Origin of the sequence: Paenibacillus thalictri, assembly GCF_004307995.1 — a bacterium.
Lineage (GTDB): Bacteria > Bacillota > Bacilli > Paenibacillales > NBRC-103111 > Paenibacillus_AF > Paenibacillus_AF thalictri.
Genome location: NZ_SIRE01000002.1, coordinates 442,756 through 466,554, shown reverse-complemented (window position 1 = coordinate 466,554; position 23,799 = coordinate 442,756). Strand labels below are relative to the sequence as shown.

The following is a 23,799-nucleotide window of genomic DNA, read 5'->3' as shown; positions in this document are numbered from 1 at the left end:
TATGGAATGGAGTCAGCTGATGAGAATTGCTTTTGCCGCAATGGGCTTGCTGTTCTCCATATCTTATGGGAGCCGGCGGCTTTTTGACCATAAATTTGCCCCAAGCAGTCCCAGATTGCGTCAAGGCTTGCTAGTTGCCGTTGCGGTGCTTGCGGGATGGGCGGCAGCGTGGGTTATCCCCAACCAGGTGATGGCAGCCCTGCCATTGGTGCCGGCTGTCATATTAATCCTGATGGGACAATCGGGGGTTGCGGTTTTTGGGGCGGGGACGATAATCCTGCTGGGGCAGCATATAACTGTTCACGGTTTAAAACATGGCGATACGCTTATCGTCTTTTTGATGGCGCTGCTTTTATTTGTCCGTATTGCCGTTTATTTGCGGGACCGGTCTTCGTGCCGGAGCCCATATCTATATGGCTTGCTGCTGCACTTTGCATGCTTTATTCCAGCGTTAAGCTCATGGCCGTACGAAAGCGAAGGCGGGGGAGGGCTGATGGCGGCGATGGCGCTCAGTTACGTTGTTTGCACGCTAGTTGTGATGTTTGTGCAAGGCATGCAGCGTGACCGGCAGATTCAGCGTTCGCTCAGCGACGAGGCGTATAAGGATCATTTAACGGAACTGTATAATAAGCGTTTTTTTCTGCAGGCACTCGAACGGACGGTCCGGCTGGCAGCCGGCCGCGGCAAAGCGATGTCGGTATTGTTTATCGATATCGACCGGTTCAAACACATCAACGATTCGTACGGACATATGACCGGCGATCTCGTAATACGGGAGGTGGCCGAACGGATCCGCGAGCAGCTGCGGGCGGAAGACACGGCGGCACGTTACGGAGGCGATGAGTTCGTAGTGCTGCTGCCGGGGTGTTCCTCGCTGCAGGCTGCGCAGGCGGCGGAACGAATCCGCAGGAGTATGAGCCAAAAAGCGTTTCATGTGCGGGGAGATTACGTTAACATAACGATATCGGGCGGTATTTCCGCATTTCCCGAATGGCCTCAAGAGGAATTGCTAGATGCCGCCGACGAGGCATTGTATAAAGCCAAACAAAATGGGCGGAATCGGATAGAGGTTGCTGAAAGAGTAGGTTAAGCGCTTTCATTTTTGTTACACAATTGAAATATTACTGTTACCGTTTTACAATGTAAGGCGGCTATAATAATAACCAAGACCCCCTTTTTAATATATTTATTTGAAAGACTCGCCACCGTTTGGCGGGTCTCTTTTTTTTGTTTTCCGGCCCGTAATCCGCAAATGGAAAAAGACAGCCGCTTTTCCGCCGGCTGTCTTTTATTGAGACAAATACTTCTTTATGCTGTTCAATCCCCTATAAGTGAAGCGCGTTGCGCGCTGAAGTGTATTACCTGGATGTATAGTAGGTGAAGAGGTGAGAAAATCCCTGATTGAATAACAAGTAAACCATGTGTTTGTATACCAAAACGACAAAAGCCCTGCCTCTCAATTGTCCTTGCAGCTCCTAGACTGCGCCAGAATGAATCAGTAGTACCATAAAACAAATTCGTCCGTGTCTTCGCCACGGAATAGCTGCAAATGATGCACATTTGCAGGATGGATGGTTGGAATTTGATAAGATGGGTCGACCTTTATTCATTTGAGGAACTTTCTGAGGAATAGGCATAAAGAAATATCTTATTTATTATACACTAATTTCAATCGTTGTCAAGAAAAAAAGCCGATCTAATCGACCGGCCACGCTGGAATATATAATTACAGCTCAACTCGCTGCGGTTGTTTGTTTTTGAAATAAACCCAATGATCGAAACCGATGTCCTTGAGCCGCGCGGCAACCTGCTCGAATTCGTCGGCCACTCTGCTTGGAATGTGCGCGTCGGAACCAAAAGTGACCTCGACCCCGTAATGAAGCGCTCTTTCCAAAATGGCATCGGATGGATACCAGCCGCCGCAATCTTTTGTTTTGCCCGAGGTATTGATTTCAATCGCCAATTGGCATTCGCCGATAATCTTGAGCGTTTGATCGAGTTTGTCAGTTTGGATGTCGCTAAAAGCAGGATAAAACCCCTTCATCGCGTCGATATGGCCGAGGAATTGGAACATGCCGCTTCTCGCAGATTGAGCGATTAAATCGTAATACATCTCCTTGTGCTGCACCTGCTCCGCCTCGGACAAGCCTTTCCAACGATTTTTGTTGAAAATGCTGACGCCGCCCACAAAATGAACCGAACCGATGATATAGTCAAACGGATATTGCTCATACACTTTACGGTACGTCTCCGCGTGCTCGGGGAAAAAGTCGGATTCGACGCCAAGCAGCACGTCGATCTTGCCCTTATATTCTTCCTTAAGCCGCAGCACTTCCTCTATGTAGCGGGGAAACTCGCTGATCGCCATGGCAATGCCTGGCTGCTCTTGGTCCACCTTGCTGCCGAAATAAGGCGAATGATCGGAAATGCCGATGCAGCTTAAGTTTTGCTTGATAGCGGATTCAATATAGTCGCGGATATCGTCTTGGGCGTGGCCGCATCTGTAGTGGTGGGTATGCAGATCGAATTTTATCATGGTCTCATCACTCCGAACCGAAAAATTGGTGTTCATCCATTCCCTTGAGATCTCGCAAAAACTGGTGGAGCGCCGAACTTAAATATCTTCCCGATTTGTAAACGACACCGACGGGGTGGCTGATTTCCAGCTCATTGACCTTCAGCATTTTCAAAGTGCCAAGCCGGAGTTCCTTGGAGATGGACATCTTGGATATGATCGCCGCGCCCAAATCCAGCTCGACCATCCGTTTGACTTCCTCGCTGCTCGACAGCTCCATAATGACCTGCGGGTGCACCTTCAGTTTTTGAAAAATCTGATCGACAAACCTGCGGCCAGCCGTTTCCGGCGACAGCATGATGAAAGGAATATCGTTTAGCTTCTCAAAGGGAATGTGCGAATATACGCTGAGAGGATGCTGGGGGGATACGACAAGCTCGAAAGTATCGTAATACAAGACCGACGACTCCAGCGCTTGGTTTTTTTCGAACAAATACGTGATTCCGATGTCCACCGCACCGTTTTCCACACTGCTCATAATTTGCGATGTCGTCATGGAATGGATCGTCGTTTTAATCAGCGGAAACTGGTCTTGGAAATAAGACAGCACCCGCGGCAATATTTGCATAGCAATCGATGTGGTGGTGCCCAGATGAATATGTCCTTGCGGCGTTTGCTGAAGATCGGTCAGCCGCTGCTTCAAGTCTTCGACAATATGCAATATTTTCTCGGCATGCTCAAGAAACAGTTTGCCGCTATCGGTTAATGTCACCGGCTGGTTGCGGTCGATCAAAGTTGTCTTGAACTCGTCCTCCAAGCTTTTGATTTGGGCGGAGACAGCAGGCTGAGTCAGGTTCAGCAATTCTCCGGCCTTGCGAAAACTCATCGTTTTGGAGATGGTGAGCAGTGTTTCGAGCTGGTTCATGTTCATGCCTGTCACCCCTTGTCAAATAAAATCGATAAAATAGGTTGAAAATAAAACAATGTATTTTCATTATAGAATAAGTTTCGGCTCCACAGCAATGTTTATGAAAATATGTGTGAAAACAATGTCATCCGGGCACTTGTCATATACTCAAATTTGAATATAATAATTTATGTATATGATATATTTTGTTTAAACCAACTTGGGAGGTTGATTATGGATCAGCGCAAATCAAATGTGAAGTGGACTGTGGCCGGGCTGATGCTCGCGCTGCTGCTGTCCGCTTTGGATCAAACCATCGTATCTACGGCGATGCCGACGATTGTCGGCCAGCTGGGAGGTTTGGATAAATTCGTTTGGGTGTTCTCGGCTTATTTGATCGCCAACGTCATTTCCATCCCGATCTTTGGCAAGCTGTCGGATATGTATGGAAGGAAGCTGTTTTTTCTGCTTGGCCTGGTCGTGTTTATGGTCGGCTCGGCACTTTGCGGCACCTCGCAATCGATGCTTCAGCTCATCATCTACCGGGTCGTGCAGGGGATCGGCGGCGGCGCGTTAATGCCGATTACGTTTGCCATTGTGTTCGACATTTTCCCTCCGGAAAAACGCGGCAAGATGCAAGGTTTCTTCGGGGCCGTGTTTGGCTTATCCAGCGTGTTAGGACCGTTGATCGGCGCTTATTTTACCGATTATGTGGCTTGGCAGTGGATTTTTTACATCAATCTGCCTTTAGGTGTCGTTTCGTTTATTATTATCTCGATTTTTTATCACGGCAGCGGCCAGCCGAAGAAAGAAAAGATCGACTGGGCGGGCACGATCGTTTTTGGCGCCGCTGTGCTCAGCTTAATGCTGGCTCTTGAGCTTGGGGGTAAGGAGTATCCTTGGGGTTCGTGGCAAATCATCGGTTTGTTTGCGGCTTTTGCCGTGCTGTTCGTGCTGTTTCTGGTGATCGAGAAATATGCGGCTTCACCGGTCATCCCGCTTGCTTTGTTTAAAAACAAGCTGTTTACCGCCAGCATGGGCGTCGGATTTTTTTACGGCGCCGTCATGTTGTCTGCAGCGACATATATTCCGTTGTTCGTGCAAGGCGTGTTTGAGGGTTCGGCGACCAACGCCGGTCTGGTGCTGACGCCGATGATGTTGGGTTCGGTGCTCAGCAGCATGTTTGGCGGCCGTTTTATCGGCAAGCTGACTTACCGGAACATCATGTTGTTTTCGGCAGGTTTGCTGATTGTGGCGACAGCGCTGCTGTCGACGATCAGCACCGGAACGCCGCGGGGGCTGGTGACCGTCTATATGGTTTTGCTGGGACTGGGCATCGGCACCTCGTTTCCTATCGTGTCGATCTCGGCGCTGCATGGCATTCCATTCCATCAGCGGGGCATCGTGTCGGGTCTTGTCGCCTTTTTCAGAACGATCGGCTCTGCGGTAGGCGTGACGATTTTCGGCAGCATCCAGATCAAAGCGATGGAAAACGGCATATTGAGCAAGCTGGGCAGCGCGGCTGGAGCGCAGCAGCAAATCAGCGATCCGCGCGTATTGCTGCAGCCGCAGGTCAGAGCGCATATTCCGCATGACGTATTGGACAAGCTGATTTCCGCAATGGCCGAGTCGATCGCTTACGTATTTCAATGCTCGGTTTTCATGGCGGTCATTGGGCTCGTCTTTGTACTGCTGATGGGGAAAGCCAAGATGGAAATCCCCGCAGGCGCAAAGCAAAAAGCATAAAGCGGCGAGGTGAGCGGGCGATGTCGATCAAACTGGTCATTTTGGGCCTTATGATGGAAGCGAACCGGCATCCATACGAAATTCGGCAAATGATGAAGGACCGCGGCATGCACCATTACATCAAGATGCAGGATGGATCGTTGTATTACGCCATCGATCGGCTCAAAAAAGACGGGTGCATCGAAGTGGTCGAGACGATCCGAGAGGGCAATCGGCCCGATCGGACCATATATCGGATAACGGAGGATGGCAAGGCGTTATTTCAAAAGCTGCTGCTGGAGCAGTTTAAGCAGGCAACCAGCGTATTTCATCCGCTTTCAGCGGCATTGGTGTTTGCCCACAACGGCGATCAAGCTAAAATATATGAGCTGCTGAAGGCCAAAATCGTCGCATTGCGGGAACGCACCGACATGGCCAAGGAATTGTACGAAGAGCATATCCCGACGGTGCCGCGCAGCGTGCTCCATATGATGTACGGTTTTTACGAACATTCGTTAACCGAGCTGAAGTGGCTGGAGCGGCTGGCTGAGGACGCCAAAAACGGCAGGCTGAAGGAGATTGGCTCGCCGTTAAACTGAATAAGAGATTTGCATGAAGGCTGCGCTATCACAAGCGCAGCCTTTGTTGGTTTTTAAAACAACAAAAATTTTGCAATTTACCTCAATTTAACCTGAGCTTGCTAAGCTTGCAACCATGCTCTGGACGAGCAAATACCAATCGGAGGTCTTGTAATGAAACATGTTGTGAAAAAGCTGTTGCTCAGTGCGGCGTTATGCGCCGCGATGTTGGGGACGTCGGCCGTAGCGTTTGCCGATGCTTCCATGGATTTTACCGTTACCGGGTTGTCTTACGATGAAGACGAAATCCTGGTAGCGACGGGAATCATTGAAAACACCGGCGATAAGCATATCGAAACCGTCGACCGTGTAGATATGACGCTTTCGATGTCCAATGACGCCGGCGAAGAGGTGTCTACCGAAGCTTATTGCGAAAATATTCAAGTTCATTTGGCCCCTGGAGAAAGCAAGGAGATTACGATCAAGTTTCCAAGCGGAACAAAACTTGATAAGATCGATAACCCGACCTGCTGGAAATCCAAAGAAAACGATTGGCAATTCACTTATTACGACGCAGAGTAACTTGAATACGAATAACCGGCGTTAGGAAGAACTACACGCTTATTTGAAGTGGTGCGTTCCGGCTGTGGCGGTCATCAGCATTTCCGTCATGTGTGTATTTTCGATCCTTCATGTCGGCTAGATTGGAACTTGGAGAGGAAACTGAGGTCATGCGCATCATCCGCTTCCTATTCGTCAGTTTCTGTGTGCTAAGCTTAATTTATGGCGTTGCTTCGGCAAACGCGAGAAGCGAAGGTGAGATCCCGGAGCTTGTCACCTCGGATAGTAAGCTGATGTATTCGATGAACACACATATGAGTATATTGGCAGACCCCGATCGGCAATGGTCGCTGGATGATGTGCAGTCGCAAGTTTTGCAGGAACGGTTTCGCCCGGCGACAGGTCAATCTTCCTTTGGTTTTGGCTCGCCGGTCTACTGGGTGAAGATGCAAATCCGCAACGGCTCCTCCAAGCCCAACTGGGAAATCGGTTTGCAAAACCCGCTGCTGGATAAAGCGGAGCTGTTTGCCCCTGTCTCAGTCGAACCTTTGAATCGGAATTATCCTGCGTTTGCGCTTAATTTGCCTTCAGGACAACTTACGACGATTTATATGCGACTGGAAACTTCCGGTTCGATGATCGTGCCCCTGAGCTTGACGGAGCCCTCCGCTACGTATGACGCCATCCATCTGGAGTTTTTGTTGTATGGGTTATATTACGGGATGATTGTCATTATCATCGTTTATATGTATACCCTATACAGATCCATCCGCAATTCGGCGTATCTTTACTACATATTTTATATCGCCAGTTATTCCGCTTCGCAGTTTATATGGAATGGACTGGCCCGGCAGTTTATGGGACCGGACCTGTTGATGGCAGACTCGCGGGGCATCTATTGGTTTAACGGTCCGTCGAGCGCATACGATTTCTTTTTTCTGCTGAGCCTTTGGTTTGGTTTTATGGCGATTCGAAAAATGCTGGAGCCGGACAAATACGCGCCTTTGGCCGGCAGGGTGTGCAGGTTGATGCTCGTCTTGTGTCCTATCAGCGTGTTGTGCGCGCTTATGGTGTATTCAGGCGGAATTCCCTATTATTTATCTTGGTTTAAATCCGCGGGCATTCTTATCGTTCCGTCCGTAATTATTGCTTGCGCGGTAAAAGGAAACCGGCTGGCCTGGTACGTGTCCGGCTCCATTTTGCCTTTATTTATCATTGGCGGCCCCAGCAATCTGCTGTCGTTTGGGCTTGTGCCCGACAATGTATTTACTCACTTTGGCATGCAGTTTGGGTCTGCCGCCGAATTTTTGACCATGGCCGTGCTTTTGTACGAGCAAATTTCCAAGATGCGCAAGACTCAAGATGAAGCCAAGCAGCAGCTCATGAATGCGTTAACCGATTGGAACGAGGCATTAAATAAAACGGTGGCCGAGCAGACGGAAAACTTAAGGCGGACCAATGGCGAGCTGGTCATTGTGGAAGCTGCGCGGACAATGCTGCTGCAAAATATTTCTCACGATGTGCGCAATCCGCTCAATTTTGTGCAAGGCGGCATTCTCGCGCTGAAATATAAACTGGCCGCGGAACCGGGGCAGCAGGAACGGCTGCTCAACAAAGTGTACGGTAAAGTGCTTGATGTCAACCGGTTTATCGATGATCTGTTTGAGCTGAGCCGTTCCCAAGGTGCGCAAATACCGTATGTTTTGGAATTGGTGATGTTTCAGGATTGGATCGAAGATCTGTTTCAAGAGGTTGCCGCAGATATTGAATATGCCGGCAGACGCTGCAAGGTCGCGATTTCTTCCAACGGCGCGGATGCGGACGTGCAGATCGATCCGCATTTAATGAAAAGGGTAATTTTGAATTTGGTGCAAAATGCATGCGCCTATACCCCTGCGGGCGGAACCATTACGCTGCACGCATCGCTCGGAATCCGTTCGGTTGCTGTCAGAATTGGCGACGACGGTCCGGGTATCGGCCCGGAGCGTCTGCCGCATATTTTTCGCCGGAATTATAAGGAGGCCGAATCGCAGGGCAGCGGTTTGGGACTGGCGATTGCCAAAGAAATTGTCGAAGGGCACGGCGGCGAGATTGGGGTTCAGAGCTTGCCGGGACAAGGCAGCCAATTTTATTTTACATTGCCTGTCGTTGATACCACATGACATGGATCATGCCAAATGCAAAAACCGGAGAACGCTGCACTCAGCGATCCCCGGTTTTTTTGCATGTTTTATTAGGATGTGCAAGACCAAACTTCAGCTGCAATTCTGGCGCTCATCATGGAAAGACTTCGCTGGAAGTTTTCTTAAGGTGTAAGCTGCATTAAACGTTGTTTGCAGGCAACTGCTCCAACAACTCTCTGAAAGCGGCCAAATCGTCGCAGATGACGTCGGGCTGGACACCGGCAGCGGCAATTTGCGCCGCCGCGTTTTCTTTGGTGGCCAGTCCCGTCAGCACCAGCGCGGTCCGGCAGCCGGCTGCGGCGCCGCCGCGGATGTCGGTGAGCATGTTGTCGCCGACGGCCCAAATGCGCTCCGCCGGCAGTCCAAGCCGGGCAATCGCCAAGTTCATAATAACCGGCGAAGGTTTGCCGATCACAACCGGCTCGGCTTGCGAAGACGCTTGTATCGAAGCGGCGATCGAACCGGCTCCCGGAGTCAGTTCGCCGTTCCACGGCAGCAGCAGGTCCGGATTTGTCAAAATATGCGGCGCGCCGGCGCGAATATGTTTGACGGCCGCCGCCAGTTTGGTATACGTAAACTCGCGGTCGATGCCTTGCACTACGTAATCGGGATCGGTTTCCGTCAGCTCGAAGCCCGCTTCGGCCAGTGCCGTCATCAGTCCGGCTTCACCGATGGCATATACGCGCCGTTTGCCGCTGGAATCGGCTGCTCCCAAGTGCAAGGCGGCTGCCTGCGAAGAAGTGAATACGGCCGATTCAGGCACCCGGATGCCAAGGCCCAGCAGATGCCGGGTCACTTCGTGCGGCGTGCGCGACGAATTGTTCGTGACGAGCAGATAAGGGTACTCTTTATGCTGCAGCCATTCGATAAAACCGGCGGCATGAGGAATCGGGTGATGCCCGTTGTATAACGTCCCGTCGAGATCAAGCAAAAATCCGTATGTCATCGGAAAATGTTCCTTTCTTGGACCGGCCTTAAGTTTGACAGTAAGGTAATTACCTTCTTTACTGTAATGCATAGGTGCGGTTGTGGCAAGAAAGGAACGTGGGGGACGCCAGGGAATTCAGGGACGATCAGCGACCGGAAGTAGGATTGGTACATGCCGCGTTCACTTGTCCAGCGCCTCCACTGTCCGCGGGATTGCGATCCATCAAGCCAAGCTTAATCTTACATAGAAGTGGATGCGGTTTCCGTCCGTTTCCGCCCAGATGTGGCCGTGATGGGCTTCAACGATGCTTTTGGCGATAGCCAGCCCTAATCCGGAACCGCCGCTTTCCGAAGAGCGGGAGCTGTCCACACGGTAAGTGCGTTCGAACAGCCGATCGAGTTCCTCCTGGGAGAGCCCTTCGCATTGATTGCTGATCCGCACGACGACGTACCGGGCTTCTTTCACCATTTGAACGGTGATGACTCCGGGTTTTAAGCTGTATTTCACCGCATTGGCAAGCAGGTTGTCGAAGACACGAATTACCTGGTCCGTGTCGATGTGCACGACCATTTTGTCATGGGGCAGTTGGCGGACAATCTGAAGTTGCTCTTCATCCGCCAGCGTGACGTATTCCTCAAGCAGCTGCTCGAGCATTTCATTCAGGCAGACGTTGTCTTTGTTCATCGGAATGTCATGGTTGGCCAGCTTGGTGTAGTGGAATAGATCGTCGATCAGCACCTTCAGCTTTTCCGATTTTTGATAGGCGACAGACAAGAAGCTGGCTGCTTGTTCGTCGTTTTCATATTTTTTGTCGTGGAGCAGCCTTAAATAACCCATGATCAGCGTAAGCGGTGTGCGCAAATCGTGAGACACGTTAGTAATCAGCTCGTTTTTCACGCGTTCAGCGCGCCGTTCTTCCTCAATTTTGCGCTGCAGTGCGGAAACCATGAAATTCATATCGGCGGCAAGCCGGCCAAGCTCGTCTTTGGACCGTTCGATCATGCGGTATTCCAGATTGCCGGTCGAGATGATCCGCATCCCGGAAGCGAGGTCTTCGATATAGCGCATTTTGCGGCGCGACAAGTAGTAGAACAGCAGAATAAATCCGGCAATCGCGGTCAGCCAGGAGAGCGGGCTGTCCTCCCTGCGGTAAGTAATGTGCGGATCGGGGATGCCCGATACGATCAGGTACGATTTGCGGCCGTCGTAATTGACGGGATAAAAGCTGGCAAACTCTTTGCGTGTATCCGAGCGGTTGACCCGGTCGTCCATCGCTTTTTTGATGATCTTATGCACGTCGACCGTTGTTTCCGCAGCGTTGTCGGTGCGATAGATGACTCTTCCTTCCAAATCGGTGAGCAGCACCTTATAGTTATTGTCGCGGACCAGGTGGCGTATATGTTCTTCAATGCGCTTTTTCCTCCATTGCTCGTCCTGCTGGCGGTTTGCCGCGGCTTTCTTCGACACCGCCGTGCTGCCGCCAGGCCAAGGGGCGGGCGGGAGGACAGGGGAGACTGCCGCGGCGGTCGCCGATCCCGCTGCGGCGGACGTGCCGGGTGTAGCGGCGGAATTCACTGCGCCAACGGGAGCGGTCTGCCCGGTCGTTGCCGCCGTCGGTGCGGAATTCACGCTAGCGGCACCGGCCTGCCCTGGAGCTGCGGCGGAATTCGCCGCACCTGCGGGAGCGGACTGTCCTCCGGATCCTGGAGCTGCCGCGGCATTCTCCGGTACCGCCGGAACGGCAGGCGCCAACGGGACCAATGGGGTCGCCGGTGCGGCTTTTCCGGTCATTTCCGCTTCAGTGGAATCCTCGTCGTCGGGTTCGCCGTATTCGTTGCGAAGCTCCGCGATATCCTCATCCATCCAGCGCACCAACGTTCTGGCCTCGTCATCGATGCGGTTGATGCCCATCGTGTAATCAATGACCGGCGAACGGTTCATTTCGCCAAAAATGTTGGAAGATATGGCGTAGATGATAAGTGAAGAGACAAGGCAAAAGGCGAAAGTGATGACCAGCTGAAGCCGGATGCTCATCTCCACATTGTTGCGGAACATCCGATAGAAGCGTTTCAGCAAAGAAAACGGAAACAGATTAAACAAACGTCTCAGCAGAGAAAAAGGAAACACATGAAACGGAAAACGGGACTTCGGAGCCGGTTCCGCGAAATAATCTTCAGGCAGCTGCTTTTTATGATTAATCAACTTTGTAGCCAACCCCCCACACGGTTTTTATAAATTTGGGCTTGCGCGGCTGTTCCTCGATTTTTTCCCGGATTTTGCGGATATGTACCATCACCGTGTTGTCCGACTCAAAAAAGGCTTCTCCCCACACGGTTTCGTAAATTTTCTCGATGCTCCACACCTTTCCGCGGTGCCGGGCCAGCAGCTCCAATATCGCGAATTCGCGGGGAGTCAGCTTGACATCCCGGCCGTCGACCTTCACTTCGCGGGTGGAGGTATTGATGAACAGGTCGTCGACTTCGATCTCTTCTTCTTTGTTTTCCCGCGGAACATTAAGCCGCGTATAACGGCGCAGCTGAGATTTGATGCGGGCTACAAGCTCCAGCGGATTAAACGGTTTCGTCACGTAATCGTCGGCACCGGTGCTGAGCCCGAGAATTTTATCCATGTCTTGGCTTTTGGCCGACAGCATAATAATCGGCATGTTTTTCTGCTCGCGGATTTTGATGCAAGCTTCCATTCCGTCCATTTTCGGCATCATAATATCAAGGATAATGAGGTCGATTTCCTCTTTTCGCAGCACCTCAAGCGCCTCGAATCCGTTGCCCGCGCGAAGCAGCCGATAACCTTCATTTTTCAAATAAATTTCCAGCAGATCGATAATGTCTTTTTCGTCGTCAACCAGAAGTATCGTTTGCGGACGCAATCGCATCTTCTCCTTTCCTTACCGGCTCATAACATCATTATAGACGCCGATTCTTAACAAATCGTTCTGTTAATTCTTAAGCAAATCTTAAATCAAGGGATAAAGACATATTTTACTGTTGTCAGCCATTTGTCCTCCGTGGTAATATATAACAATTAGTGGAAGGGTTTCTAGGGAACCGTCGATCTAGACGGACCAAGCGAAGCCGACGCCGGGCAATAGCCGCGTTACACCGTAGGAATTAAAAGACCTCGCGCAAGTTCCGCCGTTATGGCGAAACTGCACGGGGTCTTTGTTGCTTTAATAAGTTGAAGCGGGAGGGGGACGGCATATGTCGGCCATACGGGTGCAGGGTTTAACGAAATGTTTTGTTGTCAAAAAGAAATCGGCGGGGTTCACAAGCAGCTTAAAATCGCTTTTCAAGCCGGAGACGATGGTGAAAACCGCGGTGCACCCGCTGGATTTTTCCGTGGAGCAAGGGGAGACGTTGGCTTTCCTGGGTCCCAACGGGGCAGGCAAATCAACAACAATCAAGATGCTGACGGGGATTCTCCACCCTTCCTCCGGCAGCGCCGAGGTGCTTGGCTGCAAGCCTTGGGCGGACCGGAAACGGCTGGCGTTTCATATCGGCTCGGTGTTCGGGCAAAAATCGCAGCTGTGGTATCATCTGCCTGCGGCCGACTCGTTTGAGCTGATGAGCCGTATTTACGAGCTGAACCGGATGGATTTTGCAAAAAGACAAGAAGATTTGGTCGAACGGTTCGAAATAGGTCCGTATATGAATATCCCGGTACGCAAGTTGTCCCTCGGAGAACGGATGCGCTGCGAATTGGCGGCGGCGCTGCTGCACAGGCCAAATATCGTCTTTCTGGATGAACCGACGATTGGTCTGGACGTGGTAGTTAAGCATAAAATCCGCCAGCTGATTTTGGAGATGAACCGTGAGGAAGGGACAACGGTGTTTCTGACATCACACGATTCCGGTGACATTGAGCAGTTGTGCAAGCGGGCGATCGTGATCAATCACGGCCAGCTCATATTGGACCAGGATGTCGCTACGATGAAACGCGAGCTGCTGACGCATAAGTCGATCCGCCTGCAGCTTCTGGAGGACAGCGAACCGCTCTCGATGCCGGGAGTTGAAACGGTGGAGCATACGGGCCAGACGATGCGGCTTGCCGTTGATACGCGGCGTGTCTCGATGGAAGCCGTGCTTGCGCGTATCGTCGCCGCATGCCGCATCCAAGATGTGACCATAGAAGATCCGTCCATGGAGGAAATCATCACTCATATCTACGCGCGGAAAGCCGGGGTGGGCGTGTTATGAGGCTGCTCACGGGAACGCTGAAATATGCGGCGATCGGACGAATTTCCTTGCGGAACCATTTGGCGTATGTATACGATTTTTTGGTGCGGACCATCTTTCTGGTGCTGATCATGTACATCTTCCTCCAGCTTTGGCGGGTGACGTTTCAAGGGGAGGGGACCGAGAGGATTGCCGGTTACAGTTATCCGGAGTTAATTTGGTACATTATTTTTGCCGAAGCGCTGACGATGGCGACGCCAAGCCTTCCTTTACGGATCGAAGATGAGGTGAAAAGCGGGGATATCGGCTACAAGCTGATCCGTCCGGTCAATTACATCGCCATGCAATATGTGACCTTTATGGGGGAGATGGCCGTCAGACTGATTGTCAATGTGGCCGTAGGTTTCCTGATCGGCTTCCTGGCATTTGGCTTGCCTCATTTCGGAGGAGGATGGGCCGGCTTTGCGGTCGTATCTTTGTTTGCGATGACCGTTCAATTCATGCTTGGCATGCTGATCGCTTTATGCGCATTCTGGGTTGAAGAAACAAGAGGCATCGAATTCGTGTACAACAAGCTGCTGTTTACGATCGGCGGAATGCTGATGCCGCTGGAGCTGATGCCGGAAACGCTGCAGCATATATGCTCGTGGCTGCCGTTTCAGACGGTGCTTTATTTTCCGGCAAAAACGGCGGTGCATTTCGACCTTGGCGGCATGGCGCAAATGATCGGCGTTCAGCTGATTTGGATCGCTGTCCTCTCCTTGGGGGTGGCGGCCGTCTATAGGAAAGGGGTGGGCAAACTCAATGTTAACGGCGGTTAATACGATAAGATTTGTGCTTACTTGCTGGAAGCTGAATTTGGCCGGCGCGATGGAATTCCGGATCAGCTTCCTGCTGACGGCAGGTATGATGATTCTTAACAATACCGTATGGGTATTGTTCTGGGGCGTATATTTCCATCGCTTCCCGGTTGTGAACGGCTGGGATTTCCGCGACGTGATGATGATGTGGGCAATCAGCGCCGGGGGCTTCGGACTTGCCGCATCGTTGTTCGGCAACGCTTTCCGGCTCTCGTCGCTGGTGGCGGGCGGACAACTTGACATCTACATGGCACAGCCCAAGCCGGTGCTGCTTTCCATTCTGGTCAGCCGGATGTCGGTGAGCGCGATCGGGGATTTTTTGTTCGCTGTCATTTTGTTTGTCATGTTCGGACAGCTGACGGCGGCGGGTTTGCTCAAATTTGCGCTGGCGCTGGCGATTACGATGACAATCTACATATTTTTTATGGTGATTGTGCATTCGCTCGCTTTTTATATGGGCAATGCGGAGGGAATCGGCCAGCAAATGTTAAATGCCGTTCTCGCTTTTGCGACATATCCGACCAATATTTTTAAAGGTCTGGGCAAATTAATGCTGTTTACGGTCATCCCTGCGGGTTTTATCAGCTATCTTCCGATTGGCTTAATCAAGCGGGTGGAGCTGCCTTTTCTGTTTGGAGCGCTGGGGATGGCGGCCGCGTTAGCGCTGCTCGCCACGTGGTTTTTCTATACCGGCTTGCGGAGATACAGCTCGGGAAATATGATTTCGCTGCGCATGTAATTTGCAAGTTTTTCACAATCATTTTCATAAAAATGGTATACTTGCGAGGTAAAATTAGGTATAATTATCCCCAACGGACAAGAAATGTGAAAAAAGCTCGCATTTTGTAAGAAAAACTACCGATCGAAGCTTTACGACGAGGCTGCGTTTGTGTCTTAAATGAAGTTTTTCTTGCAATATCAGATGGTTCGGTTTCGCTGAAACTTACAAATTCTGATATTATCGAAAAAGGGGACCGATAAGTTTATGAAGGCGGAGTATATCAATCCTTTTTTGGAATCTGCACGTATCGTGATTGAACAAGTGGCAAATGTGCGTCCATCCACAGGTAAGCTTGGCATTAAAGACGTGAAACTAGTTGAAAAATATATATGGATTCAGATTGGCATGACCGGCCAGATGCAGGGAGATATCGTCTTTGGCATCCACGAAGAGGTGGCGCTTCGTATGGTATCTGCAATGATGGGCGGTTTTATCGTTACAGAGATGGATGAGATGAGCCGCAGCGCGATTTCCGAGCTTGGCAACATGATTAGCGGCAATGCCAGTACGATGTTGTTCAATCAGGGCGTGCGAGTCGATATTACCCCGCCAAAGATCATGCATTCGGCGAATGCTGCCGGGTTTGTTCCAAAAAAAGCGCTGACCATTCCTTTGATTATGGATGGCATCGGAGAGCTGGACATTCAAGTGCTGGTCACTTAAGACCTTTGTGCAATGGATAGTTTGACCAGAATGGTTTCATTCTAAAGTGGAGAGCTGAACGGGCCCAGAGCCTTGCGGCTGTCCGCTTTTTTGGTTGGCGGAAAAATGGAAAGAAAGGTCGGTTGAGATGAATATCGCAGGGAAGATCGCTGTTGTAACGGGGGCTTCAAGCGGCATCGGCGCGCTGATGGCGCAAGTTCTGGCACAGAAGGGGGCGTTGCCGATACTGATGGCCCGCTCGGAGGAAAAGCTGCGGGACGTAACGGCGAAGATCGTCGAACCGCATGAAACGCATGTGCTGGACGTGACCGATGCGCAGCAGGTTGAAGAGACGATGCGGAAGGTGACGGAAAAGCACGGACGTATTGATATATTGATCAATAACGCGGGTTATGGCGTGTTCGAGAGGTTCGTTGACGCTCCGCTAACTGAATTCGAAAGCATGATGGACGTCAACTACATGGGGGTTGTCCGCTGCACGAAAGCCGTGCTTCCGGGGATGATTGCGGCCGGAAGCGGCCACATTGTCAATATCGGCTCCATGGCGGGCAAGATCGGTTCGGCCAAATCATCCGGTTATTCGGCCACCAAACATGCCGTGCTTGGCATGACCAATTGCTTACGCCAGGAGCTTGTCGGCACCGGCGTATCTATCTCTGCGGTAAATCCGGGACCGATCGACACACCTTTTTTTGACCGGGCCGATCCTTCGGGAAATTACGTGAAAAACGTCGCCTGGTTTATGCTGAAGCCGCAGCAGGTGGCGGATCGGACTATCGAAGCGATCGAACGGGGCATTCCCGAGGTGAACATTCCGTTCACCGCAAGCTTTGGCGTCAAGCTGTACCAGCTGTTTCCGCGATTGTTCGACGGCATCGCCTATAAGCTGCTTAATAAGAAATAGCAGGGCGGCGGATTAAATGTAAAGCTCCGAAGCCAAATAAACAACGGATGGTTGTCGATTTCGCTCTTATGCTGCATAATACTTTATTATATGGTAATTTATTGATAAAGGAGGAGCGAGATGTCTTTTCAATTCGGATCCAACACTCCCGACATTGAGAACCCATTCAAACGTGAAGGGATGCTTTACTTAATTAGCGGAACATTTATTTCGGTAACTAGCGTCATATCGGTCTTGCTGATGAAAAAGCAAATCATCGATCATGCGGCTCTGTCGAGTTGGGTGCATTTAATTTTAAGCTTATTATTTTTATCGCTTGGTGTCTCACACATCGTTAGAGGATTGATGAAGGTGTTCCGATTTTATATCGGAAGGGATGTTCCTGTAAGCTTGTGCAAAAATCAGACTAAAAGCGAAAAGCATTCGCTTGAGCGGAATGTGGTGTACAAAGCCAGCGAATTGGATCAGATGATGGCCGGGCGCAAGAACATTACGTTTCTCGAACCGATAACGCTGCTCGACCGGATGCTGTACAGCGTTTTCCCAAAACTTTTATTTCTGCCTTACTCTATGCGAAATTTTCTTCATATCGTCACTGAAAACACCGGACTTGCTTTATTGTGGCTTGGCGTATACATATTATCGCTTGTGTCGGGTTTCCTCGGATTGACATCCATTACGCAAACTGCGCTTGGACAATGGCTCGGCGTCGTCTTGCTGCTCGTGTGTCTGGGGATCTGGCTGTTTAACGCTCCGACGTTTCAGAAAATCAATAACCACCAGCTTATTTTCGGCAAGCGCCGCAATGTATACCTGGTATCGATTTTCTCACTGGTATTACCGACGATTGGGGAAATGCTGATACGCAGGGATGTCACGATTCCGGAAGCTCCGATACAGCCGACGCTGCCGCTAATTATATTGTTTCTGCTTCAGATTGCCGTTCTGGTCTGCGCCATTCTCATCTCTAAACGACGAGCTGAAATGTACGACCCGCTCACGGAGGTGTCCGAATTCAGGGAGCATTGGCAGGAAAACGTTCACCCGCAAGATTTTTTCCGGTCTCTGGATATGGAGATGGCGAACCTGCGGTATATGGAGTACCCGAACCGGGTATACCGAGAGCTGGCGCCGAAATTAAACATGGAAGGCAGCATGGACAAAGGCAGCTTCCGAGGAGATACCATTCAGGAAACACAGCCGGTTTATGAGCCGATACCGTATCCGAAACTCCTCCAAAATATGAGATTATGGATTTCTGTCGGGGGGCATATTGCAGTTGTCTGTGCGTCACTTCTGCTTTTCTTTTACAGCGCGAATGCTGCTGAGTATTCCTTAGGCATATTTTTTAAAGAGGTTTTTTATCCGCTTAATTTATGGTTGTTTGGAACTTCGGCAATTATTTTGGCCCATTTATATTGGTCGGAAATGCATTTTACGAGTTACCTTATTCAATTCCAAGGAGAAGGAACGTATACGGAATCCAAGTTTTCCGTCGGAATGGCGATCACCGATTCGACGAGAAGCGAAAATACGATTGTCCGCAGTTCGTTCAGCCCTTGGCTATACGCGACCAAGCTTGTTTCAAGCACGCTTGTAGGCTCGGGAGCCGGAAATATGTCGAGCCCGCGTTATATACTCAGCATGCACAAAGCCGACGATTTGCTTGCTCACCTTGTTCAGCAGATCCGTTCGTTCGTGGATGAACGCCAAGTCATTGCCGTATCGACTTCAGGCAAAGACAATGAGGCGATACAGCGAATTTACTCAGTGAATGAAGCCGCTCCAACGAAGGAGAAATTGTTGGATCTCGGCGCTTCAGCCAGACGGGAATCTTTAAAGACTCCGGAGGACGATTCGGGTTCCGGCAACAAGGAATAATGAGGCTAAACTACCGGTTGTGTAATTCGTGTCAATGTGCAGGCTTGCGAAACGGATGGCGTGTAAACATCAAACATAATCAAAACCGTCAGGGATCCCTGACGGTTTTTTCGTAATACTCCCACTTCTCCTGTTACACAAACTCAAAAGACGGCTGCACCCGGTTGTTAATGTCCCGAAGATACGGCAAGGCCGACCTGTTCGACGAGTTTTCGGCTTTCTTCGTTTAAGCCAGTGATGCTGACGTTTTTACCGAGCTGCTCATATTTCAGCTTTGTCTTGGAGATGGCGGTGATCGCCGAATGGTCCCAGACGTGGGAAGCGGTGAAGTTGATGACGACCTTCTGCGGATCGTTTCTATAATCGAAAAGATCGATAAAATGCGTCATTGTGCCAAAAAAGAGCTGGCCGGAAATGTGGTACACCTTCGCCCCGTTTGAGGAGGCAGTGGCATGTGCTTTAATTTTCGCGGACTTCCAGCCGAAGATCAGCGCGCTTAAGACTACGCCGGATACGACTCCGATCGCCAGGTCGGACGTCGCCACTACGATCGCTACGGTAACAACCATAACCAGCGCATCGCCGCGAGGGATTTTGGCTAAAGTTTTCAGCGAATTCCAATCAAACGTGCCAAGGGAAACCATAAACATCACGCCGGTGAGTGCGGCCATCGGTATTTGCTTGACGACATTGCCCAGCACCAAGATGAGAAATAACAGAAATACGCCGGCCACAAACGTCGATAGCCGCGTCCTGCCCCCCGATTTGACATTGATCACCGTTTGGCCGATCATCGCGCAGCCCGCCATGCCGCCAAAAAATCCGGTTACGATGTTGGCGATGCCTTGGCCTTTGACTTCTTTGTTTTTATCGCTTTTTGTCTCCGTCATCTCATCGACGATCGTTGCGGTCATCAGCGATTCCGTAATGCCAACGACAGCCAGCGCCAGCGAAAACGGCAATATGCTCCAAACCGCTTGGAGCGATAGCTGGATATCCGGTATGTGGAAAAACGGCAGCTCTTGCGTAATTTTCCCCATATCGCCGACTGTACGCAGGTCCAGATGCAAGGTTACGGAGATGATCGTCATCACAATGATCGCTACCAGCGCGGACGGCACCGCCTTAGTTAGCAGCGGGAACAAATATATGACGGCAAGTGTACCTGCAACCATGGCATACATCTGCCAGTTCGCTCCTTGAAAATTGGGGAGCTGGGCCATAAAAATGATGATGGCGAGCGCATTCACGAAACCGGTCACGACCGAATGCGGGATAAACGTAATGAATTTGCCGAATTTGAGCATGCCCATGACATATTGAATGATTCCGGTTAAAATCGTTGCCGCAAATAAATATTCGATCCCGTATTTGGCGATAATCGGTCCCATCAGCGAAGCCATTGCTCCGGTAGCTGCGGAAATCATGCCCGGGCGGCCACCGACAATGGAGATGGTGACAGCGATGCAAAACGAAGCGTACAAGCCAACCATCGGGTCCACTCCGGCCAGAATGGAGAAGGCGATCGCTTCCGGAATCAACGCAAAAGCGACCGTAAGCCCGGATAACATATCCCGACGAACGTTAGAAAACCACGCATTTTTCAATTTTGGGTACAGCAAAAAAACTCCACTCCTTTTCGCTTTTGAAAAATTGTTTATTCCGAAAAACTGGGGTCCGCTCGCATTGCAGTTGGGTATTGCACGAATAAATAACTTTTCACTTTCAGAAAAGCCGGGTCCGATAGTCAACGGTTTTTATTATACACACATTGCTCCGAGATCTCTATCTTTATTTGTTGTACAGAGGTTTCATTGGTTTTCTTTGCGGGGAAAAGTGTGGACGATCGTTTTTTTGCTAATCGGCAGATACGTGGTAACGGGGACAGTACAATGAGGGAACTATGGTTTACGCGGCTTTCGGTGGACTGGTATACTTATTGAAAGGTCATCTCGCGGCAAACGGATTTCATGTATGGTGCTTACGGCGGTTATTGGGAGGACAATAAGGGAAAGCGGCCGACAAAGGGCGGGCGGAAGTACGATAACACGGCTGGATAGTTCGGAGTATGGTCTGCATAAGCGCTGTTAGCAAACGTCAGCGGCTTTGCAGCCATACTCCCGGCTTACTCATGAGGGTAAGGACTAATGGACTTGATTTGCTCTTTGCTTCACTTGAGCAACAACTTCATCGTCGGTCAAGCCGTCCGCATTGATAATGGACGCTTTCGTTGAAGTGTCGGCGATGCCCATGATGTTGCTATTTTGCCCCGATACGACGCAGCAGTCCGCGCTTGCCGCGCTATCGAAGGAAACGATCTCGCAGCCGCTGTTTTGCAGTGCCTGTTTCAGATGGCTTAAGCTGTTTTCTACAGCAACTTTCATCGTGTCACCTCTTTTCCAAATAACCATTTTACATACCGGTTTATTTTGAGTAAGAGGTTGTAGAAATATTCCAGTTCATCCTGAAATCTTTCAGCCCGATTTCAAGTTGCTTCTTCAAGCTTCTTTATAATGTTGATGTGGAGAGCTATTGATGCGATAAATACAGCGGCCATATACACTACAAGTGCTCCGTCGGGAATAGGCATTTCAAACATCTTCAACATGTAATAATTCAGCATTGCGTATGCCGCAGAAATGCCTATCATCAGAACGTGTTTAAAAAACGGGATGGCCCAGGAAATCGCGAATACTACAAAAGTTATGATGACATACCAAAATGAGCTGGCTATAAAACCCATGGCCACGCTGGCGACAAGCATTTCCACAATGAAAATCGATTCGTATGAAAAATCCTCTTGGCTGCCATTCGGGCTGCCGTTTATTTTACCGGGCAACGCTTTCACCCTCCCACTTTACACATTCCCCGCTTGCTTTACTTCGATCGTACATAAATTGGGCGAAATTGTAAAGGTTTGTCGGCAGGGCGTCACGTTTGCGGCTGCTGCGGATCCTCCTGTTTGCTGCGCGCCTTCAGCTTGATGTTCAAATCCCGCACTTCTTCGAAGAGCTGGCGGATTTCCGCTTTGCCTTGCGGGTGGTTCTGATTCCAATGGCTGGCCAAGGCCGGCATTGTTTTGTGGATATGGTTGTATATCGCCCATATTTTAATTTTCTCGACCATTTCGGGGGAGGCATCCCCTGTTAGCAGTTCTGCAAATTTTTCGACAAGCGCCTCAAAAGGCTGCTCTAATTGTGGATTCATAGCCGCACTACCTTTCGGATCATAATAAATGGAATAAGCTGCTTACTCCCCAGTCTAACGCGCGGATGGCGGGGTGTCAAAGCGGTTAGCAGGAGGCGACGGACGATGACAACAGAACGAAACGGCACCATTTTGGAAAAAACGCCGCTCAAAAATCCTTCCGCGGATTTGCTGCTGTATATGCTTACTTATATCAGCGACGGGCTAAAGGTTAAAGGGTATTTGGTTGTCCCCAAAGCCGGGGCCCCGTATCCGGCGCTCATCTACTGCCGCGGTGGCATACGCAAGGTCGGCATGGTGCGGAAACGGCGGATTATGTCGATGGCGCGGCGGGGGTTCGTCGTTTTTGCCCCGTTTTACCGGGGGAATGAAGGCGGGGAAGGACGCGAGGATTTCGCCGGGGACGACCGCTCCGACGTCTGCCACGCCATTACCGCCGTGCAATCGCTGCCGGAGGTGAAGCCGGGCCCTGTGCCGCTGATCGGTTTTTCGCGCGGAGCGCTGATGGCGCTTGCCGCCGCACGCGAATGCGATCAGGCCGGACCGGTCGTTGTTTGGGGCGGGGTTAGCGACCTGTTTGATACGTATGAAGAACGGGTCGATATGCGCCGGATGCTGAAGCGGGTGGTCGGCCATCCCCGCAAGCAGACGGAGCAATACGTGCGCCGGTCGCCCGTCTATTGGGCCGATGAAATCAACGTGCCCATTCTGATCGTACATGGGACAAGCGACGCGCAGGTGAACGCCGGTCATGCCCGCAAGCTGGCGGATGCGCTGGAGAAAGCGGGGAAAGAATATGCGATGGAATTGTATGGCGGCCTGCCTCACCGGTTTCCGAAAGAAGAGGACGAACGGGCGCTGGATGCGGTATTTGCTTGGATCACCGGCAAGCTGCAGGATGCCGGCGGATCAAAAGCTGCAGATGCGGTAAGTGCTGCAAGTGCGTCAAATGCGGCAAGCGTGCCAAATACAGCAATTGCGGTAAGTGTGTCAAATGCGGCAAGCGTGCCAAATACTGCAAGTGCGCCAAATGCGGCGAATGTGCCAAATGTGCCAAAAACGGCGAATGTGGAAGCCGTCGCCTTGAAATCCGCTGCTTCGCAGGAAGCGGGGAGCGTCCGATGACACACCCGCTGCTGCTGCATACCGCCCACCGGCCGTGGCCTCTGCCTTCGCGGGCATATGTCATGCATCAAAGCTGGCTTGATCTGCTTTTTGTCCATTGGCCGATTCCTTGCGACACGCTGCGTGCGCTCATTCCTGCAAAGTTCACGCTGGATACATGGGATGGCACCGGCTGGCTGGGAATCGTTCCGTTTCATATGAAAAATATCCGGCTGAGGGGGCTGCCTCCTATTCCGTTTACCTCGGCTTTTCCGGAATTAAATGTACGCACTTATGTGACATATCAAGGAAAACCCGGCGTTTATTTTTTCAGCCTTGACGCGCGGCACCGGCTTGCCGTTGAAATGGCCCGGCGTTTGTTTCATTTGTCGTATTTATACGCACATATTGAGGTGGAGCATGACCCTGACGGCGGCATTGTTTACAACAGCAGACGCTGCGATCCGCGGGGGAAGGAGGCATTATTCGCCGCCAGTTACCGTCCCGTCTCGGAGGTTCGGAACAGTCTTCCCGGTTCGCACGAGCATTGGCTGACGGAACGTTATTGTCTCTACAGTACGGACAAGGCGGGGGATGTCTACCGCTGCGACATTCACCATGTCAAATGGCCGCTGCAAACGGCGGAGGCGTCGATCACAATCAACTCGATGGCGGCTTCTCACGGCATTGTTTTGCCCGATACACCGCCTTTGTTGCATTTTGCGCGAAAACTGGACGTTCTGATATGGGGGCTGGAGCGGACGTAATCCATACATTCTTCGCAGACATCCTAAAAATCACGGTGAAAA

The 23,799-nt window shown here is 50.9% G+C and carries 22 protein-coding genes; 13 read left to right on the top strand and 9 right to left on the bottom strand.

Annotated features, from left to right (window positions below):
* Position 1: 1 nt before the first annotated feature.
* Positions 2 to 1,090, top strand: coding sequence for a GGDEF domain-containing protein (locus EYB31_RS02285; protein WP_131011622.1), 1,089 nt, complete (start codon positions 2 to 4; stop codon positions 1,088 to 1,090).
* A gap of 636 nt (positions 1,091 to 1,726) precedes the next feature.
* On the opposite strand, the gene EYB31_RS02280 is transcribed toward EYB31_RS02285, so the two are convergent.
* Both EYB31_RS02280 and EYB31_RS02275 read right to left on the bottom strand, forming a co-directional pair.
* Positions 1,727 to 2,533, bottom strand: a complete 807-nt coding sequence (locus tag EYB31_RS02280; protein WP_131011677.1) for a histidinol-phosphatase — start codon at positions 2,531 to 2,533, stop codon at positions 1,727 to 1,729.
* A gap of 10 nt (positions 2,534 to 2,543) precedes the next feature.
* A complete protein-coding gene (locus EYB31_RS02275) occupies positions 2,544 to 3,446 on the bottom strand; it encodes a LysR family transcriptional regulator (RefSeq protein WP_131011621.1) in 903 nt (300 codons plus the stop codon).
* A 210-nt stretch (positions 3,447 to 3,656) separates the two neighbouring features.
* Here EYB31_RS02275 and EYB31_RS02270 point away from each other — a divergent pair, with 210 nt between their 5' ends.
* The 4 genes from EYB31_RS02270 to EYB31_RS02255 all read left to right on the top strand — a co-directional run bounded on the left by EYB31_RS02270 (position 3,657) and on the right by EYB31_RS02255 (position 8,448).
* A complete protein-coding gene (locus EYB31_RS02270) occupies positions 3,657 to 5,168 on the top strand; it encodes an MDR family MFS transporter (protein WP_131011620.1) in 1,512 nt (503 codons plus the stop codon).
* 20 nt (positions 5,169 to 5,188) lie between these two features.
* Positions 5,189 to 5,746: a PadR family transcriptional regulator gene (locus EYB31_RS02265; RefSeq protein WP_131011619.1), complete on the top strand. Its 558-nt coding sequence runs from the start codon at positions 5,189 to 5,191 to the stop codon at positions 5,744 to 5,746.
* A gap of 153 nt (positions 5,747 to 5,899) precedes the next feature.
* The gene (locus EYB31_RS02260; protein WP_131011618.1) at positions 5,900 to 6,307 is read left to right on the top strand and encodes a hypothetical protein; all 408 of its coding nucleotides are present in this window, start codon (positions 5,900 to 5,902) and stop codon (positions 6,305 to 6,307) included.
* 149 nt (positions 6,308 to 6,456) lie between these two features.
* Positions 6,457 to 8,448, top strand: a complete 1,992-nt coding sequence (locus tag EYB31_RS02255; protein ID WP_165452158.1) for a sensor histidine kinase — start codon at positions 6,457 to 6,459, stop codon at positions 8,446 to 8,448.
* Positions 8,449 to 8,608: 160 nt separating this feature from the next.
* Here the strand turns inward: EYB31_RS02255 and EYB31_RS02250 are convergent, their stop codons facing one another.
* From EYB31_RS02250 to EYB31_RS02240, 3 genes are all read right to left on the bottom strand, one after another.
* Positions 8,609 to 9,415 (bottom strand): HAD-IIA family hydrolase, encoded by an 807-nt coding sequence (locus EYB31_RS02250; RefSeq protein ID WP_131011616.1) that lies wholly within the window; start codon positions 9,413 to 9,415, stop codon positions 8,609 to 8,611.
* Between the two features lie 204 nt (positions 9,416 to 9,619).
* Complete coding sequence (locus EYB31_RS02245; protein ID WP_240762002.1) at positions 9,620 to 11,599, bottom strand: sensor histidine kinase; 1,980 nt, start codon at positions 11,597 to 11,599, stop codon at positions 9,620 to 9,622.
* Positions 11,592 to 12,290, bottom strand: coding sequence for a response regulator transcription factor (locus EYB31_RS02240; protein WP_420819410.1), 699 nt, complete (start codon positions 12,288 to 12,290; stop codon positions 11,592 to 11,594). The genes EYB31_RS02245 and EYB31_RS02240 overlap by 8 nt, the downstream gene beginning before the upstream one ends.
* A gap of 325 nt (positions 12,291 to 12,615) precedes the next feature.
* Here EYB31_RS02240 and EYB31_RS02235 point away from each other — a divergent pair, with 325 nt between their 5' ends.
* The 6 genes from EYB31_RS02235 to EYB31_RS02210 all read left to right on the top strand — a co-directional run bounded on the left by EYB31_RS02235 (position 12,616) and on the right by EYB31_RS02210 (position 18,679).
* Positions 12,616 to 13,611: an ABC transporter ATP-binding protein gene (locus tag EYB31_RS02235; RefSeq protein ID WP_131011614.1), complete on the top strand. Its 996-nt coding sequence runs from the start codon at positions 12,616 to 12,618 to the stop codon at positions 13,609 to 13,611.
* Complete coding sequence (locus EYB31_RS02230) at positions 13,608 to 14,411, top strand: ABC transporter permease (RefSeq protein ID WP_131011613.1); 804 nt, start codon at positions 13,608 to 13,610, stop codon at positions 14,409 to 14,411. Before EYB31_RS02235 ends, EYB31_RS02230 begins: the two co-directional genes overlap by 4 nt.
* Positions 14,395 to 15,189 carry an ABC transporter permease gene (locus EYB31_RS02225; protein ID WP_131011612.1) on the top strand — a complete coding sequence of 265 codons (795 nt, stop codon included), beginning with the start codon at positions 14,395 to 14,397 and terminating at the stop codon, positions 15,187 to 15,189. The genes EYB31_RS02230 and EYB31_RS02225 overlap by 17 nt, the downstream gene beginning before the upstream one ends.
* 246 nt (positions 15,190 to 15,435) lie before the next feature.
* Positions 15,436 to 15,894, top strand: a complete 459-nt coding sequence (locus tag EYB31_RS02220) for a chemotaxis protein CheX (RefSeq protein ID WP_131011611.1) — start codon at positions 15,436 to 15,438, stop codon at positions 15,892 to 15,894.
* Positions 15,895 to 16,021: 127 nt separating this feature from the next.
* A complete protein-coding gene (locus EYB31_RS02215) occupies positions 16,022 to 16,798 on the top strand; it encodes an SDR family NAD(P)-dependent oxidoreductase (protein ID WP_131011675.1) in 777 nt (258 codons plus the stop codon).
* Between the two features lie 120 nt (positions 16,799 to 16,918).
* Positions 16,919 to 18,679 carry a hypothetical protein gene (locus EYB31_RS02210; protein WP_206105423.1) on the top strand — a complete coding sequence of 587 codons (1,761 nt, stop codon included), beginning with the start codon at positions 16,919 to 16,921 and terminating at the stop codon, positions 18,677 to 18,679.
* A gap of 167 nt (positions 18,680 to 18,846) precedes the next feature.
* On the opposite strand, the gene EYB31_RS02205 is transcribed toward EYB31_RS02210, so the two are convergent.
* From EYB31_RS02205 to EYB31_RS02190, 4 genes are all read right to left on the bottom strand, one after another.
* Positions 18,847 to 20,250, bottom strand: coding sequence for a SulP family inorganic anion transporter (locus EYB31_RS02205; protein WP_206105422.1), 1,404 nt, complete (start codon positions 20,248 to 20,250; stop codon positions 18,847 to 18,849).
* A 573-nt stretch (positions 20,251 to 20,823) separates the two neighbouring features.
* Positions 20,824 to 21,063: a YkuS family protein gene (locus EYB31_RS02200; protein ID WP_131011610.1), complete on the bottom strand. Its 240-nt coding sequence runs from the start codon at positions 21,061 to 21,063 to the stop codon at positions 20,824 to 20,826.
* A 101-nt stretch (positions 21,064 to 21,164) separates the two neighbouring features.
* Positions 21,165 to 21,527: a hypothetical protein gene (locus EYB31_RS02195; protein WP_131011609.1), complete on the bottom strand. Its 363-nt coding sequence runs from the start codon at positions 21,525 to 21,527 to the stop codon at positions 21,165 to 21,167.
* A gap of 83 nt (positions 21,528 to 21,610) precedes the next feature.
* Positions 21,611 to 21,886: a DUF2573 family protein gene (locus EYB31_RS02190; RefSeq protein ID WP_131011608.1), complete on the bottom strand. Its 276-nt coding sequence runs from the start codon at positions 21,884 to 21,886 to the stop codon at positions 21,611 to 21,613.
* Between the two features lie 105 nt (positions 21,887 to 21,991).
* Between EYB31_RS02190 and EYB31_RS02185 the strand changes: the two genes are divergently transcribed.
* Positions 21,992 to 23,011, top strand: a complete 1,020-nt coding sequence (locus EYB31_RS02185; RefSeq protein WP_206105421.1) for an alpha/beta hydrolase family protein — start codon at positions 21,992 to 21,994, stop codon at positions 23,009 to 23,011.
* 8 nt (positions 23,012 to 23,019) lie between these two features.
* On the top strand, positions 23,020 to 23,757 hold the full coding sequence (locus EYB31_RS02180) for a YqjF family protein (RefSeq protein WP_420819414.1): 738 nt from the start codon (positions 23,020 to 23,022) through the stop codon (positions 23,755 to 23,757).
* The last annotated feature ends 42 nt before the right edge of the window (positions 23,758 to 23,799 follow it).